General features: G+C 63.7%; 14 protein-coding genes, 1 pseudogene and 1 riboswitch. Of the genes and pseudogenes, 8 read left to right on the forward strand and 7 right to left on the reverse strand.

Features of this window, described 5'->3' with window-relative positions; genetic code table 11:
* Nucleotides 1-104: 104 nt before the first annotated feature.
* The gene (locus GNZ12_RS29835) at nucleotides 105-2,633 is read left to right on the forward strand and encodes an FUSC family protein (protein WP_172315753.1); all 2,529 of its coding nucleotides are present in this window, start codon (nucleotides 105-107) and stop codon (nucleotides 2,631-2,633) included.
* A 15-nt stretch (nucleotides 2,634-2,648) separates the two neighbouring features.
* On the opposite strand, the gene GNZ12_RS29840 is transcribed toward GNZ12_RS29835, so the two are convergent.
* Nucleotides 2,649-2,858 (reverse strand): hypothetical protein, encoded by a 210-nt coding sequence (locus tag GNZ12_RS29840; protein WP_172315740.1) that lies wholly within the window; start codon nucleotides 2,856-2,858, stop codon nucleotides 2,649-2,651.
* 88 nt (nucleotides 2,859-2,946) lie between these two features.
* Nucleotides 2,947-3,429 carry an Lrp/AsnC family transcriptional regulator gene (locus tag GNZ12_RS29845; RefSeq protein WP_120305114.1) on the reverse strand — a complete coding sequence of 161 codons (483 nt, stop codon included), beginning with the start codon at nucleotides 3,427-3,429 and terminating at the stop codon, nucleotides 2,947-2,949.
* Between the two features lie 137 nt (nucleotides 3,430-3,566).
* Here GNZ12_RS29845 and GNZ12_RS29850 point away from each other — a divergent pair, with 137 nt between their 5' ends.
* Nucleotides 3,567-4,211 carry a cysteine dioxygenase family protein gene (locus GNZ12_RS29850; protein ID WP_172315741.1) on the forward strand — a complete coding sequence of 215 codons (645 nt, stop codon included), beginning with the start codon at nucleotides 3,567-3,569 and terminating at the stop codon, nucleotides 4,209-4,211.
* A 46-nt stretch (nucleotides 4,212-4,257) separates the two neighbouring features.
* Here GNZ12_RS29850 and GNZ12_RS29855 read toward each other — a convergent pair whose 3' ends face one another.
* From GNZ12_RS29855 to GNZ12_RS29870, 4 genes are all read right to left on the reverse strand, one after another.
* Nucleotides 4,258-6,870: a mechanosensitive ion channel family protein gene (locus GNZ12_RS29855; RefSeq protein WP_172315742.1), complete on the reverse strand. Its 2,613-nt coding sequence runs from the start codon at nucleotides 6,868-6,870 to the stop codon at nucleotides 4,258-4,260.
* A 200-nt stretch (nucleotides 6,871-7,070) separates the two neighbouring features.
* On the reverse strand, nucleotides 7,071-7,718 hold the full coding sequence (locus GNZ12_RS29860; RefSeq protein ID WP_172315743.1) for an NAD(P)-dependent oxidoreductase: 648 nt from the start codon (nucleotides 7,716-7,718) through the stop codon (nucleotides 7,071-7,073).
* A 145-nt stretch (nucleotides 7,719-7,863) separates the two neighbouring features.
* Complete coding sequence (locus tag GNZ12_RS29865; protein ID WP_172315744.1) at nucleotides 7,864-8,319, reverse strand: Rrf2 family transcriptional regulator; 456 nt, start codon at nucleotides 8,317-8,319, stop codon at nucleotides 7,864-7,866.
* A gap of 87 nt (nucleotides 8,320-8,406) precedes the next feature.
* Nucleotides 8,407-8,859 carry a hypothetical protein gene (locus GNZ12_RS29870; protein WP_172315745.1) on the reverse strand — a complete coding sequence of 151 codons (453 nt, stop codon included), beginning with the start codon at nucleotides 8,857-8,859 and terminating at the stop codon, nucleotides 8,407-8,409.
* Nucleotides 8,860-9,027: 168 nt separating this feature from the next.
* On the opposite strand from GNZ12_RS29870, the gene GNZ12_RS29875 reads away from it, so the two are divergent.
* A complete protein-coding gene (locus tag GNZ12_RS29875) occupies nucleotides 9,028-9,609 on the forward strand; it encodes a DJ-1/PfpI family protein (RefSeq protein WP_172315746.1) in 582 nt (193 codons plus the stop codon).
* 130 nt (nucleotides 9,610-9,739) lie between these two features.
* Complete coding sequence (locus tag GNZ12_RS29880; protein WP_172315747.1) at nucleotides 9,740-10,066, forward strand: hypothetical protein; 327 nt, start codon at nucleotides 9,740-9,742, stop codon at nucleotides 10,064-10,066.
* On the opposite strand, the gene GNZ12_RS29885 is transcribed toward GNZ12_RS29880, so the two are convergent.
* Complete coding sequence (locus GNZ12_RS29885) at nucleotides 10,053-11,834, reverse strand: sensor histidine kinase (protein ID WP_172315748.1); 1,782 nt, start codon at nucleotides 11,832-11,834, stop codon at nucleotides 10,053-10,055. The genes GNZ12_RS29880 and GNZ12_RS29885 overlap by 14 nt on opposite strands.
* 53 nt (nucleotides 11,835-11,887) lie before the next feature.
* On the opposite strand from GNZ12_RS29885, the gene GNZ12_RS29890 reads away from it, so the two are divergent.
* From GNZ12_RS29890 to GNZ12_RS29905, 4 genes and pseudogenes are all read left to right on the forward strand, one after another.
* On the forward strand, nucleotides 11,888-12,256 hold the full coding sequence (locus GNZ12_RS29890) for a hypothetical protein (RefSeq protein WP_172315749.1): 369 nt from the start codon (nucleotides 11,888-11,890) through the stop codon (nucleotides 12,254-12,256).
* On the forward strand, nucleotides 12,244-13,431 hold the full coding sequence (locus GNZ12_RS29895) for an ammonium transporter (RefSeq protein WP_172315750.1): 1,188 nt from the start codon (nucleotides 12,244-12,246) through the stop codon (nucleotides 13,429-13,431). Before GNZ12_RS29890 ends, GNZ12_RS29895 begins: the two co-directional genes overlap by 13 nt.
* A 145-nt stretch (nucleotides 13,432-13,576) precedes the next feature.
* Nucleotides 13,577-13,650, forward strand: a riboswitch (Fluoride riboswitch).
* 79 nt (nucleotides 13,651-13,729) lie between these two features.
* A complete protein-coding gene (crcB, locus tag GNZ12_RS29900; RefSeq protein ID WP_046565693.1) occupies nucleotides 13,730-14,110 on the forward strand; it encodes a fluoride efflux transporter CrcB in 381 nt (126 codons plus the stop codon).
* A gap of 100 nt (nucleotides 14,111-14,210) precedes the next feature.
* Nucleotides 14,211-14,956 (forward strand): annotated as a pseudogene (locus tag GNZ12_RS29905) (IS110 family transposase); the annotation flags it as partial.

Below are 14,956 nucleotides of genomic sequence, written 5' to 3' on the forward strand. Positions count from 1 at the left end.
AGATCAGGCACAAAATCAGTTAGACTCGACGGCAGTTTGGGTCTGCCCCCGGGTCGGCCCCTTCAACCGCGTTTTCTCAGTGAATGGAAGAATCCAGGCAGTCGATGCGCTATTCGGTTGAAATAAAAAAATTCCTCTACAGCCAGTACTTCTATGGCGGCCTGCGCATCGCAGTCGGCGTGTCGTTACCGGCCATCTTGTGTCTGATCGTGTTTCACGATCGCGACCTCGGCTTCACCATCGCGACCGGCGCACTCGGCGCCTGCGTGGTCGATATGCCGGGCCCGCTCAAGTACAAGCACAACGAGATGCTGGCGTGCACGGTGATCGGCTTTCTGTCCGCGCTCGCCACGGGTCTCGCCACGGTCAACCCGGTGGAGCTGTGGTGCACGGTCGTGCCGCTCACCTTCCTGCTCTCATTGATCGTCGTGTATGGCAACCGCTGGCCGCAGATCAGCTTCGCCACGCTATTCATGATGATCATGACGCTGGAAGAGCATTTCACGCCGATGCAGGCGCTCGTCAATGCGTCGTGGATTCTGGTAGGCGGTCTCTGGTACACATACTGGTCGACCTTCGTGAGCCGCTGGATGATGCATCGCATCGAACAGCAGGCGCTCGCCGAAAGCGTGTTCGCGTGCGCGGACTATTTGCTCGCACGCGCCGCCTTCTACGATCTCGATAACGATCTCGACGAGTGCTATCGCAATCTGGTCGACAAACAGATCGCCGCGGTCGATCGTCAGGATGCCGCGCGCGACATCGTGCTGCGCAATCTGCCGAAGCTGAAGACCGGCCGGCTCGAGCCGCGCCGGGCGATGCTGTTCAATCTGTTCATCAATACCGTCGACCTGCACGAACTGTTTGTCGGCACGCATGTCGATTATTCGCTGGTGCGCAGCACCTTTGGCGGCTCCGACCTGCTGGTGTTCTACCGCGATCTGATTCGCAAATCCGCAGCCGATCTCGAAGAGATCGGACTCGCGGTGCTGCAAAACCAGCCGCCGCGCACGCGCGTGAATGTAAAAGCCGAATTGCGCGCCATCGAGTTCGAGATTGACCTGATGCGCAAGCAGGACCTGCCAACGATGAGTCCTGAGGCTTATTCGGCCGTGTCGTCCACCTTCCGGCGTATCTGGAGCGCCACACGCCTGATCGACAAGATGCACAAGAGCCTGTCGAGTGACCCGGGCGCGAACGAGACCGAGACCGAACTGCGCCTCGACAAAGCGCTCTCCCGCTTCGTATCGAGCCGCCGGGTGCCATTCGGGCAGATCTTCTCGAATCTGACGATGGCCTCCCCAAGCTTCCGCCATGCGCTGCGCGTGACGATTGCGGTCGCCGTGGGTTTCTGGCTCGGCCGTCTGCTGCCGCTCACCAACGCATACTGGATCGTGATGACCACCGTCATCATTCTGAAGCCTGGCTATTCGCTGACCAAGCAGCGCAACAGCCAGCGGATCATCGGCACACTGATCGGCTGTGCGGCGAGCATCGCGTTGATGATCTTCGTCAAGGAGCCGCACATCCTGCTGGTCGTGATGTTCGCGTCGATGGTAATGAGCTACAGCCTGTTGCTGTTCAATTACACGGCGAGCGTGGTGTTCACGTCCTCGTATGTGCTGCTCATGTTCCATCTGCTCGCACCAGGCAGCATGCGCATCATCGGCGAACGCGCGATCGATACGGTGGTGGGCTGCGCGATCGCGATTGCGGCGAGCCACCTGTTCCCTTACTGGGAATACCGGTTGATGGGCAAGCTCGTCAACAGCATGATCAATGCGACGCGGCAGTATCTGGAAGCGAGTTGGTGGTGGAGCGGCAAGCCGGCCGCTGCGGTTGCCGCTACGGTGACTGAGGCAGGCGCGTTTGCGCCCGCCGCGGCGATGGCGGACCCGGCGATCGAATCTGGCAGGCCGGCGCTCGCGGTGGCAAACGCCGGAGCGAATGCGAGCGGCAACGCTGCGCCAAAGTCCGGCGCAGGCGCTGGTGCGACCGCCCTTGCAAACACAGGTACCAGCGCTGGTGCAACCGCTGGCGCAAGCAGCGCAGGCGCCGGCGCCGGCGCCGCAACATTCAACAACACGACCGCCAAACCGGTCAGCGGTGCGTCCGCTGCCGCCGTGGCCGCGGCAACTGCGCTCGATCGCGACTATCGCTACCGGCTCGCGCGCAAGAACGTTCACGTGGCGTTCGCCAATCTGGGCCAGGCGTTCCAGCGCATGATGCTCGAACCGAAGTCAGCGCAGAAGTTCGTGCCGGAATTGAACGACCTGCTGGTGCGCAGCCACGTGCTCGCCTCGCAGATCACGGCGGCCGCGCCGCTGCTGCGCACCTCCGCACAGCAGGCCGACAGCGTCTCGCTACAGCCGTTGCAGCGCGCCCTGAGTGTGGTCCGCGACAATCTGACCGAAGCCGAAGCCGGTAGCGCGCCGCCCGCCGATCAGGGCGAGCAGATCAAACAATTGGCGCGTGAGTTGGATGCGATGGTGGTCGAGACGGAGAAATCGCCGGACTACTCGGCAGACGCCGTGCACGACATGAAACTGCTCACCCATCAGTGCAAGCAGATGCTCACCGCGTCGGCGCAGATTCGCAAGGATGCGAGCGTGATTCGCCTGCCGGAAGAGTGAAGCGATCGCGTCGCCTTATTGCGCGGTGCCGCTCGCGGGCTTCGCTGCGATAGCCGCAGCCGCCGCGTCCGATGAAATCGTCGGCGCCGACGCGTTCTCGCGGTCGTACTCGCGCTTTTCCGTGATGGCGTTATAGAAGAGCGTGGCGATCACCAGCAATACCGCGACCACGATGAAAACAGCAATGCCAAAGGTCGGGTTCTTCTTGCGCGGCGGTTTGTTCATGAGGCGGGCTCGGTTCGCGAGGCAATCGCGGATGGTGTCTGGGAAGGCGGCATTCTACGCCCACTGAGCCTGAGCTTGCACGGCTTGCTCACCGCCCTTCCACCACCGCAGAAGGCCGCACCGGCAGCGCCGTCGAGTACTTGATCTGTTCCATCGCAAAACTCGAACTCACGTCATACAGCGGCACGGCGGCGATCAACAGCTTGTAGACGCGATCGTAATCGTCGATATCGGACACCACCACGCGCAGCAGGTAATCCGTCTCGCCGCTCATCCGGTACACCTCCACCACCTCCGGAATCTCCTGCACCGCACGCGTAAAGGTCTGCGCCCAGGCCTCGGTGTGCTGGTTGGTGCGCACCGCGACGAACACGGTCGTGCCCACGCCAAGCTTGCGCGCATCGCACAGCGCCACCTGGGCGCGAATCACGCCGGTCTCTTTCAATCGCTGCAGGCGCTTCCAGCAAGGCGTTTGCGACAGGTTCACGCGTTGCGCCAGCTCGGCGATCGGCATGGTTGCATCTTCCTGCAACAGCTCGAGCAGCTTCCGATCGATGATATCCATTCCCATCGTCACACCTTTATAGGAAATTATTCTACTTTTAAGACCCCAAGGGGAATTATATGGAAACTCTTTCTCCGGGCAAACGGGTATAAATATGTCTATCCAAAATAGCCGACAAGCAGCCATACAGCTGCGCAGCGATCATGAGCCAAAACCTCCGTTCAGCCCCCGTAGCCCGTTCGTCCGCCGCCGCCGCGCAGTTTGCCGGGGCGAATGATACGCCCTTGCGCGCGCACCGCAGCGCACCGCTCGCGCACCTGTGCGACGCGCTCGACGCGATGTTCGAGGCCTGTGAAAAATTCCCCGAACCGTCGGATTCGACCTTCTTTGCGCGCAGCATGCGCATCGCGCTGGCCGACGCTGCGGCGAACCCCGAGTTGCTCGCACCGGCACAACGCGAAGGCTCCACTGAAAATTACCGGCGTCATCTCTTGGCCGCCGATCCGCACGGCCGCTATGCGATCGCCGCGCTGGTGTGGCAGCCGGGACAGGCAAGCCCGGTCCATGCGCACCACACGTGGTGCGGCTACGCGGTGATCGAAGGCACGCTGAGCGAAACAGTTTTCGAATGGAATGGTGCACAGCACTGCGCAAGCGCCACCCGTACGCAGGCGCGCAATACCGGAGCCGTGTCGTTTGTGCGCGGCGGCAGAGGCGGTATTCATCGGCTGGGCAATTGCAGTGACGCACCCGCCGTCTCGCTGCATATCTACGGTGTCGCGGGCGCGCAGATCGCCACGCATGTCAACGACATCGTGCGTGCGGCCGACGCACCGGCGCTCGTCTAAAAACCATACATCGCGCGTGGGGCCGATGCCCCCGCATCTAACGTAGTCAGCTTTTTCCGCCCGCTTCGCCTGCCGTCGGAATCTGCGGTGGAATCGGTGCGGTCTGCCCGGTCGGCGGCGGCGCCGGACGCGGCTCGTGCGACACATCGCGCGCCACTGCCACGGCAGCGTGCGCGGCCCGCGTCGAGCCCCCCGTTTCAGCATGCGCGTGCCCATGCCCATGCGGACCGGTCTCGGGCCGCTCATCGTCCGGCAAAGGCTGCCCTTCGTTATCCTTCGACGACGTGTACACACGCATCTGCGGCACCGGAATCTCGATGCCGGCTTCGTCCATCTTGCGTTTAAGCCTCAAATTGAAGGCGCGCGCCACGCTCCATTGCTGCAACGGCCGCGTCTTGATCTGCCCTTTCACGACCATCCAGTTCGGATCAAAACGGTCGAGCCCCCACACCTCGATCGGTCCGAGCATTTCGCGCCGGTAGCGGAAGTCGGCCATCAGATCGGCGCCGACTTCGCGAATCAGGTGCGTGATCTGATCGACATCGGTCGAGAACGACATCCGCACTTCGAACACCGCGTAGGCAAAGTCGCGCGACAGGTTCTTGACGATCTTGATCTGCGAGAACGGAATCGCGTGAATCGCGCCCTGGCCATCGCGCAAGCGGACGGTACGGATCGACAGATGCTCGACCGTGCCCGCATGTCCCCCGTCCACGTCGACCCAGTCGCCAACCGAAATCGTATCTTCGATGATGATGAACAGGCCCGTGATCAGGTCGGTCACGAGCGACTGCGCACCGAAACCGATCGCGAGACCGATCACACCGGCGCCGGCCAAGAGCGGCGTCACGTTAATGCCCAGGTTCGCGGCGGTGACGATACCGGCAATCGTCGCGATCGACGCCAGCAGCACATTGCGCACGAGCGGCAGCATCGTGCGCGCACGCATGCTCGGATTGCGCGACTTGGTGCGCGGACCACCTGGATTGAGGGCTTCGGTAATCGCGGTGTCGACCAGAATCCACAGCAGCCATGAGATGAACACCGTCGCGATGATCGCGGTCACCGCGTGTGCAATCCCGCGCGCCGCCACGTTTTTCTCCACGACTTCCGCGAGCGACACCCCCCACAAACGCGCAGCCAATTCAAAGAAGAACAGCCAGACGAACAGCGTCAGCAGCGTGCCGCAAAAGCGCAGCAAGCGCGACAGGTACGGCGAGCGGCGCCGCGTGCGCGGGCTGCGGTGGCGCGTCACGCGCAGGACGATGGCCGACAGGAAAAATGCGAGCACCAGCAACAGTGCGGTCACCACCGAAATCTGCAGCACGTTTTCGCTGGAGCTCGAGCCGCCGAGCGTAGCGACCACCGACGCGGTGGCGAGCACCAGCACCGGCACGTGCCAGAGCGAGGCGAGCACGTCGAACGCGTCGGTCGCGGCCCGGTGATCGTGGCGCTGCTCGTAAGGCCGGTTGCGAATCAGATGCGCGACGGGCCGGCGGAAAGCTACCGCAAAATAGCCTGTGAGCACGGCGGCCGTCATGTTGGCAGCCGTCGAAATCAGCCCGGCGAGATTCGATCCGAGCTGATGCGCGACGTCGTAGTTGACCGCCGCATCGCCGAGCGCGGCGCAGATGCCGACCACGAACAGCACGCGCCGCGCATGCTCGATCAGCAGGCGCACCGCAACCCGCCGATGCCCTGAGCCGAACAGCGAAAACATGATCAGACAGATCGCCGAAAACACCGCACCCGCGACGATCGCGTAGGCGACAACCAAGCCGAGCGTGCGGCCGAGCTCATCGGGCATCGCGCGCACGAACACCAATGCAGCGAGAAAGGCGACGATCCACGGCCCGACGCGGCGCAGCGCGAAGATCAGCAGCTCGCGCGTGGTGGGATTCGGGTTGAGCCCCATCAGGATACCGAAGCGCCGGTATAGCCGGTGCTGCAGGTAGATCAGCGCGCCGGCGCACGCGCCCCAGCCGACCAGCATGGCAATCATCGCAAAGACGATGCGCCCGAAGCTCTCTTGCCCCTGACCCGAAATGATCGTGTAGAGCTCGTTGCCGGCCGCGTTGAAGCGTCCGGCCCAATAGTGCACCGGCGTGCGGCCCTGATGCACACCGGATTCGAACGACGCGATGCCCGACGCGATCGCGCCGAGCAAGCCGGGACTCGGTTGCGCGGGTGCGGGCGGCGCGACGTTTTGCGAGACGTCGCGCAGCTTTTTGAGCTGGGCGACGAGCGCAGTGCGCTGCCGGTCGTTGTCGAGCGTGGCGATCACGCTGTCGAGCGAGCGCGCCAGTTCCGCCTGGCTCGCGGGCGACGGCGCGGAGGCCGCTTCCGCCGCCGAGGCGCCCGAGGCGGCAGACGCAGGCGTTGCCGTCGCGCTATTGATCAGGCTCTGCAAGGCCGGAATGACGGGCGTGGTGGCGCCGGCAGCCTGAGCCGTCACCGGCATCCATCCGATGCCGAGGATCAGTGCGACGCAAACCGTGGCCGCCCACGCGCCGAGCCACGCCGCAACGTGAGCGCGAACGCCGCGTCGAGCGCGGCATCCGACATGACTGGAAGGAAAATGAAAGATGGCGTGAGTCGCCGGTTGCCCGCCGTTGGACGGCGCGGCCCCGGACTCACGCCGCAACGGGCATGACTGCATGGCGATCCGTGAGAAAACGGGAGACGCCAGTGTAGCCGCAGTTTCATCGCCAGCCACCGAACATGCGTAACCGAATGTTAGTACGCTTGCGCAAATTCGAGGATTGGCGGGCCGCCCTCACCCTCGAGCGGCCACTCCGGCACGCGCAACGGGCCAAGCAGGACACACGCCCTGCACGGTCCGTCATGGTCCGTTAGGGCTCAATAAGCCACCGTCGCGATCTGACGGACGAAGCGGCCCTGCTCCAGTTCGTCGACGAAGGCGATCGCATAGTCTTCTGCGGAAATACGGCTATTGCCCTCTGCGTCAGCCAGGAGCGTGTTCGCGCCCGTGCGGAACTTGCCGGTGCGCTCGCCCGGGGCAATCAGCGCGGCCGGCGCGAAGAAAGTCCAGTCGAGATCGGTGACACCCCGGTAATAGTCGAATGCATCGCGGTGAGCCAGTGCGATCGGTTTGTAGGCGTCCGGGAAACCGTCGGTGTCGACCAACTGCTTGCCCGGCGCCACGTCGAGCGAACCCGCGCCGCCCACCACCACGAGGCGCTTGAGGCCCGCTGCGCGCACGCCGTCGACGAGCGCATGGGTCGCCGTGGTCAGTGCCGCGAGATCGTCTTGCGGCGGCGCGTAGGCGCTCGCCACCACATCGTGACCGCGCACCGCGGCGCCGACGCTCGCGGCATCGAGCAGATCGGCCTGAGCGGCTTTGAGATTCACCACGTCCGCCGGCACGCGCGCCGGATTGCGCGCCAGCGCCGTCACCTGATGCCCGCGGCGGGCCGCTTCCGCGGCGATCCGCGAACCGATCGTGCCGGTGGCGCCAAACAATGCGATCTTCAACGCTTTGCTCATTTCGATGCTCCTGTCATTAACATATATGTAACTACATTGATTACATATAATAGGGAAAAAAGAGGGGCTTGAGCCCCCGTCCGTTCTCAGGCGCGCGCGTCTCGACTGCGCCACACGCGCCCTTGGATACTGCTTCTTTGCTACGTCACCCCTGCGGACGCCGCTTGCGTTCACGCGCCCGTTCGGCGCGCACCAGGTCGGAAGTGGCATCGGCCAGCGTGCGTGCGCCGAGCGACGCTTCCATGGCCTGCTGCGCTTCGTCGATGATGCCGCGCAGCACGACCTGGATATTCCGCCCCACCATGCACGCCGGATTCGGCTCCTCGCGATGCATGGCGAACAATTGCGCGTCGTCTACCGCACGATACACCTGCAGCAAGGTGATCTCGTCAGGTGCCCGGGCAAGCAGCGCGCCGCCGCCCGCGCCAAGTTGCGAGGTCGTCAGACCCGCGTCGGCCAGCATGGTCAACAGACGCCGGATCAACGCAGGATTCGTATTCACGCTACCCGCGATCATCTCCGACGAGAGCGGCGCGCCCTCCTGCAACGACAGCAGCGCGAGCACATGCACCGCAAACGCAAACCGGCTACTCGTATTCACAGCAATCCTGCCCTGCCACGACAATGTGTAACCATAGTAATTACATTTAATCCGACTGTCAAATGGACGGACGCTCGGGGCGCCACCTCACTTGTCCATCTGCTTTTGCGCATCGCTGGAATCGCTCGACGCCGACGCAGAAGCCGAGCTTTGTGCCGACCATTCCTGCAGCTTGCGCCCCGCCGTCTCGAGGCCCTGGCCGGTCAACGCCGCCGCCTTGCCGAGTTGCGCATTCGTCGCGCTCGCCGCGCCTTGCAGGTGGGCTTGCGCGGTCGACGCCAGCGCGGCGGGATCGATCGTGACCGACGGCGCGGAGGCCGATTCGAGGTTCTGCTGCGCGGTGTCCTTGGTCGCATCGACCTGCTGGCCGACGTAGCTGGCAGCCTGATCGAGCTTCTGACCGGCGGCTTGCGCCGCATCGTTGAGCTTGCCGGCGACCTGCGCGGACGCATCATTCTTCTGACAAGCCGTCAGGCCGCCGAACACGAGGGCGACAACAGCGACGCGGCGCAACAACGGCGAACGAATAGATAAAGTCATTTTGGGGTGTGAACCGCATCGAGCGGCTTCCGCATGCGAAAACGCGCCCATGATACGCCGTTGCGCCGCACGCTCTCCTCATCGGTCCTCCGTCGCGGTTCTGTCAAACGCATTGGGGTAGACTGACGTCCCGTTCGATGTGTTCCGTTGATCAATTGGAGGCATGCGATGGCAGCAAAGAAGATTCTGTTCCTGACCGGCGACTTCGCCGAGGATTACGAAACGATGGTGCCGTTTCAGGCACTGCAGGCGGTCGGCCACGTCGTTGACGCGGTCTGCCCGAACAAGAAAGCGGGCGAGAAGATCAAGACAGCGATCCATGATTTCGAAGGCGACCAGACCTATACCGAAAAGCCTGGTCATCAGTTCACGCTCAATGCAACGTTCGACGACGTCAATTCGCGTCAATACGACGCGCTCGCGATCGCCGGCGGCCGCGCGCCGGAATACCTGCGGCTCAATCACAAAGTCATCGAACTCGTACGGCAGTTCGCCGAAGCAGGCAAACCGATCGCCGCGATCTGCCACGCCGCGCAACTGCTGGCCGCCGCGGACGTGATTCGCGGCAAGCGCATTTCCGCCTACCCGGCCTGCGCGCCCGAAGTGAAGCTGGCCGGCGGCGAGTACGTCGACATTCCGGTCGACGCCGCGATCACCGACGCCAATTTCGTCACCGCTCCCGCGTGGCCGGCTCATCCTGAGTGGCTGCGTCAATTCCTCGTGCTGCTCGGCACCCGGATCGAACTCTGATCCTCCGGCGAGCGCCTTGCCCTCGCGGCAATGCGCGCTCGCCAAAACGCACCTGCATTTTGAGACTAGTCCGATAGTTCTCAGCGGAAGGCTTTCCTATAGTCGCCGGTTGACTTGGGAGCCTTTTTCGATGGAACTGACTGATTGGATCGTCATTCTCGCCGTCACCTTGATGGCGATTGCTTTTTTCTGCGCGCGCACACGGGCCAACTGGTCGCGAGAAAACCGCGCGCGACGTCTGGCCGGCACGCGCATGCTGGTGCAAGCCGCGTGCGCGCTGTGGGCCGCGCTGTTGATCGTCGCGCACGGCCTGTTCGCCCTGGACGGTCTGGCCGGCCTGCATCCCGCACCGCTCGAGGCGCTGACCGGCGTCGCGATCCTGGTCGTTTGCGGCTGCTACTGGTCGATTCGCGGCGGCAAGCTGCTCAAACCGCGCCGACTCTTTACCGCGTACTGATGCCCGGCACGGCATTAGCGGCATTAGCGGCATTAGCGGCATTAGCGACATGCCCCGCCGCACCGCCGGTCAGGCCAGGGTCGTCACGATCACCGAGGCTCGCGCACACTTCGCGCACACCCCGAACCGTGTGAACGCCATTCACCACCGCGGCAGGCGTTTCGACGGCCAGTTGCGCGGCCCGCACCTCGGCTTCGGGCAGCGACAGATAAAACGTCGTGCCGATGCTTTCTTTCGACTCCGCCCATACGCGCCCGCCATGCCGCTCCACCACGCGTCGCACGAGTGCAAGGCCGATGCCTTCCCCCGCCGCCACATTGCCGTGCAGCCGCTGAAAGGCGTTGAAAAGCCGCGGCAGCGCGACCGCCGGAATGCCCAGGCCGTTGTCCCGCACGTAGAAAATCCGTAGCGAATGCACGCCCGGCGGCGCCGGTGTCGTACCAATTTCGATCTGGCCTTCGCGCGCCGGGTCCAGATAATTGACCGCATTGCCGATCAGGTTCGCGAACACCTGTTCGAGCGCGGTCGGATCGCCCCACACCGCCGGCAACTCGTCGACGATGACGTGCGCCCGGCGCGCCCGGATCGACCCTTGCATGGCATCGACCACGCGCGGCACGATATCGCGCACTTCGACCTTTTGCTGCCGGTACTCGACGCGGCCGACACGCGACAGCCGCAATAGCGCGTCGATGATATGAGAGGCCCGCAGCACAGCCGTCTGCAGGAAGTGCAGCGCTTCGCCGATATCCTCGTCCACCACCCGCTCAATGCGCTGCCGCGGTTCTGCCGCGAGCGACGACTGGCGCAGTGCCGCGCGCAGTTCGTCCGACGCGCGAATCAGTTCTTTCGAAAAGCCTTGCAGATTCACCAGCGGCGCACGCAGGTCGTGCGACACGCTGTAGATGAACATTTCGTTTTCCTCTGTCTGTTGCCGCAAGGTCTCGTTGATGCGCGCCAGTTCACCGGTGCGGCGTGCGAGATCGGACTGGAAACGCGCCTGGATGCGCTCGGCTTCGAGCAGGCGCCGGCTGGTTTCATGCAAGGTCAGATCGAGCCGGGCGATTTCGTCGCGGCCCGGGCCAATCGGCGCCAGCGGCTCGTTGCCCGCGAGGCGCCCGGCGTTATCGGAAAGCAGCGCGAGCCGGCCGCGCACGCCGCGCGTGAACAGCCAGACAGCCAGCGCGACGAACAGCAACGAGCCGAACACGGCCGCGACGACCAGCATCTGTTGCCGTTCACGTGCCGCCTCGGCGGCGTTCGAGCGCAACGAGTCGAGGCGCCGCTCTTCCGTCTGGAAGGCCACCACCTGCTGACGGAAGCGATCGAGCACGTCGGCCGAGGTCAGGTCGCGGAAGCGATCAAGCAGATCGCGCCGCCGTCCCGAATGCAGCAGGTCCTGAATGCGGTCCGACCATTGACGATATCCCTGCACCGCCTGGCGCACCTGCACCACGCGCTCGACTTGCGGCGGGTTATCGGCAACCAGCTCGGCCAGTTGGTCGATGCGACGGTCGACGTCCATCCACAAGGTGACCGGCGTCGTAAAGCGGGTGTCGTTGGCGAGCACCGCGCCACGTAGCGCCACGGACTCGCCCAGCACCGGATCGAGAATCGCGGTGGTTTGACGCAGCACGTCTTCGCTATGGATGGCCCACTGCTCGGCTTGCGTCGCGTCGGACTGCGCCTTGACCAGGCCAGACAGCAGCGCCAGTTCGAAGAGGGCCGGAATTGCGATCAGCAACAGGCCTTTAGTGGTCAGTCTCATGCGTGCGCATTGGAGGTCGGTGGCCGGCAGATCATGCACGGGGACGGCACATTATGTCGGCGTTTGCACAGGAAGACAAAGACGATGCACCATCGACCAGGCTTCTGCCGCCCAATACGGCCCGTGTGCACCGAATGCGCATAAAACGTCAGGCTTTTGAATTAAACGTAAATCAAATCGAATGTCTTGCCCACATTTGGATCATGACGTCCGATATGAAAGCATCATGCACTTATATTGTGCTTTCGCCATTGTTTGCGGTGCACAGAATGGTGCGCCGCCCGATCAGTAACGCGCGGCGTAAAACCCATCCCGGTGCGGATTTGCACCTGATCGACGCCTCTCGGCACAAGTTTGGCCCGCTTCTTGCGTCCCATGCCCGCTTTTTTGGCATAAGCGGGACACATCGATGGAAAGTCTGAAAACCGGCACCGATACCCTCTTCCTTTTGCTGGGCGCCGCGATGGTGCTGGCCATGCATGCGGGGTTCGCGTTTCTTGAACTCGGCACGGTACGCAAAAAGAATCAGGTCAATGCACTGGTCAAGATTCTGGTGGACTTCTCAGTCTCGACGATCGCGTATTTCTTCATCGGCTACACGATCGCCTATGGCGTGCAGTTCTTCGGCAGCGCCGAGTCGCTGGCCGCGCACAACGGCTATGCGCTGGTGCGCTTCTTCTTCCTGCTGACATTCGCCGCGGCCATTCCTGCGATCGTGTCAGGCGGCATCGCCGAGCGCTCGAAATTCAATCCGCAGCTGTTCGCCACCTTCGTGCTGGTCGGCTTCGTCTATCCGTTCTTCGAAGGGATCGCGTGGAACAACCGCTTCGGTATTCAAGGCTGGCTCACGCAGGTGTTCGGCGTACCGTTTCACGATTTCGCCGGCTCCGTGGTGGTGCATGCGTTCGGCGGCTGGGTCGCGTTGCCGGCAGTGCTGCTGCTCGGTGCGCGCCATGGCCGCTATCACCGCGACGGCGGCATCGCCGCGCATCCGCCGTCGAATATTCCGTTTCTCGCGCTGGGTGCCTGGGTACTGACGGTGGGCTGGTTCGGCTTTAACGTGATGAGCGCGCAAACCATCGACAAGATCAGCGGTCTCGTCGCGGTCAATTCGTTGATGGCGATGGTCGGCGGCACCCTGACCGCGTGGCTCGCGGGGCGCAACGACCCCGGCTTCACCTACAACGGTCCGCTCGCCGGGCTAGTCGCTGTATGCGCCGGCTCCGACGTGATGCATCCGCTCGGCGCGCTGGTGACGGGTGGCATCGCGGGCGTGCTGTTCGTCTACATGTTCACCTGCGTGCAGAACCGCTGGCGTATCGACGACGTGCTCGGCGTATGGCCGTTGCACGGCTTGTGCGGCGCGTGGGGTGGCCTCGCGGCCGGCATCTTCGGCTTGCATGCGCTAGGCGGCCTGGGCGGCGTGTCGTTCGGGGCGCAACTGATCGGCACGCTGGGCGGCATCGTGGTGGCGTCGCTCGGCGGCACGCTCGTGTATGGGGCGATTCGCCTGACGGTGGGTCTGCGGCTCGACCAGGAGGACGAATACAACGGCGCGGACCTGTCGATTCACAAGATCTCCGCAACGCCGGAGTGAGAAACGGTCGGCTGAACCGTTAGTCACCCAACACGGCTAGCGGCGCGCCTGAGGTTTCGCGTCCGCTTGCCCGCACGGCCGACGCCTTCGGCCGCCGCGCCACGAACGCGCTCATCGGTCCCCAATGCACCCGCCGATGCTAGACTTGCGCGCTGGAGATGGCATTCTCCCGGCATTCTCCATCAACCGCCCTTGATGGCTGATGACGCCTGCTTCACCCGGACGACTGCGGACGCGGCATCGCGCCTCCCGCTCAGTCCGGCTTGTCGACCTGTTGGCTTCTCCAGAGTACTTCTGCATGTATTTGTCCATTCTCGCGGTCGGCATTGGCGGCGCGCTCGGTTCACTGTTCCGCTGGTTTCTCGGTATCCGTCTAAACGGCCTGTTCACGGGTTTGCCGCTCGGCACCTTCGCCGCTAACGTGATCGCCGGCTACGTCATCGGCGTCGCGGTCGCGGGCTTCGCGCGAGCGCCGCAGATCGCGCCCGAATGGCGGCTCTTCGTCATCACGGGCTTGATGGGCGGTCTGTCGACTTTCTCGACGTTCTCGGCGGAAGTCGTGCAGCGCTTGCAGGACGGGCGGCTCGGCTGGGCGGCAGGCGAGATCGTCATTCACGTGGGGGCATCGCTCGTGATGACGATCCTGGGTATCGCCACCGTTTCGTTGCTAGCGCGCTGAACACCGGCAATGGATACAGATACTATGGAAGGGCCGCGGAAGTAAGCCTCCTGGAGTAAAACGAGGATTCCAACACCCGTTTTCCGAGAGGAGTACGCAAATGAATGCGCCTCGCATGGCCCTTCATGGGCAGGATACAACCATCACCGGATCGCTGTATGTCGCCTTTGAACTGGGTGACAGGAGCTGGAAGCTCTCGCTGGGCGATGGGGTGCGCGCGCCGAGCCGCTGCACGGTGGCCGCCGGCGATACGGCCGCAGTCTTCACGGCGATTTCAAAGGCCAAAGCGCGCTGTCATCTGGCCACCGATGCCCCGGTGTGCAGCTGTTATGAAGCCGGGCGTGACGGCTTCTGGCTGCACCGCTGCCTGGAAGAACATCAGATCACGAACCTCGTGGTGGATTCTGCCAGTATCGAAGTGAACCGGCGCAGACGTCGCGCCAAGACCGACCGTCTTGACAGCGACAAGCTGCTGTCCATGCTGATGCGCTACTACGGTGGTGAACGCCGGGTGTGGGCGGTCGCGCGCATCCCTACTCGCGAACAGGAGGATGAGCGGCGAGTACACCGTGAACTCGGTCGCCTGCGGCAGGAGCGTACCGCCCACAGCAACCGGATCCGCTCGCTGCTGATACTCCACAACCTGCGAGTCGAGCGCATCGGTGGGCGCGCGTGGACACACTGGTGGGCGCAAAACGCCGCCCGATTGTTGCCGGGCTTGCGCGCCGAGATCGAGCGCGAATGTGAGCGGCTTTCGCTCGCTGCCAGACAGATCAGGGCGCTCGAGGCACAGCAGCAGCACGAGGTGCGTAGCGGTGCGCAACCCGCAATTGCGCGGCTCGCGCA

Source organism: Paraburkholderia solitsugae, from assembly GCF_013177695.1.
In the GTDB taxonomy this organism is placed as follows: Bacteria; Pseudomonadota; Gammaproteobacteria; order Burkholderiales; family Burkholderiaceae; genus Paraburkholderia; species Paraburkholderia solitsugae.

Excerpts from the sequence above, each read along its gene's own strand:
- GNZ12_RS29835 (WP_172315753.1), top strand. The coding sequence starts at position 105 with ATGCGCTATTCGGTTGAAATAAAAAAATTCCTCTACAGCCAGTACTTC.
- GNZ12_RS29870 (WP_172315745.1), bottom strand. The coding sequence starts at position 8,859 with ATGACTTTATCTATTCGTTCGCCGTTGTTGCGCCGCGTCGCTGTTGTC.
- GNZ12_RS29845 (WP_120305114.1), bottom strand. The coding sequence starts at position 3,429 with ATGGGAATGGATATCATCGATCGGAAGCTGCTCGAGCTGTTGCAGGAA.
- GNZ12_RS29840 (WP_172315740.1), bottom strand. The coding sequence starts at position 2,858 with ATGAACAAACCGCCGCGCAAGAAGAACCCGACCTTTGGCATTGCTGTT.
- GNZ12_RS29895 (WP_172315750.1), top strand. The coding sequence starts at position 12,244 with ATGGAAAGTCTGAAAACCGGCACCGATACCCTCTTCCTTTTGCTGGGC.
- GNZ12_RS29875 (WP_172315746.1), top strand. The coding sequence starts at position 9,028 with ATGGCAGCAAAGAAGATTCTGTTCCTGACCGGCGACTTCGCCGAGGAT.
- crcB (WP_046565693.1), top strand. The coding sequence starts at position 13,730 with ATGTATTTGTCCATTCTCGCGGTCGGCATTGGCGGCGCGCTCGGTTCA.
- GNZ12_RS29860 (WP_172315743.1), bottom strand. The coding sequence starts at position 7,718 with ATGAGCAAAGCGTTGAAGATCGCATTGTTTGGCGCCACCGGCACGATC.
- GNZ12_RS29885 (WP_172315748.1), bottom strand. The coding sequence starts at position 11,834 with ATGAGACTGACCACTAAAGGCCTGTTGCTGATCGCAATTCCGGCCCTC.
- GNZ12_RS29880 (WP_172315747.1), top strand. The coding sequence starts at position 9,740 with ATGGAACTGACTGATTGGATCGTCATTCTCGCCGTCACCTTGATGGCG.
- GNZ12_RS29855 (WP_172315742.1), bottom strand. The coding sequence starts at position 6,870 with ATGCAGTCATGCCCGTTGCGGCGTGAGTCCGGGGCCGCGCCGTCCAAC.
- GNZ12_RS29850 (WP_172315741.1), top strand. The coding sequence starts at position 3,567 with ATGAGCCAAAACCTCCGTTCAGCCCCCGTAGCCCGTTCGTCCGCCGCC.
- GNZ12_RS29890 (WP_172315749.1), top strand. The coding sequence starts at position 11,888 with ATGTCGGCGTTTGCACAGGAAGACAAAGACGATGCACCATCGACCAGG.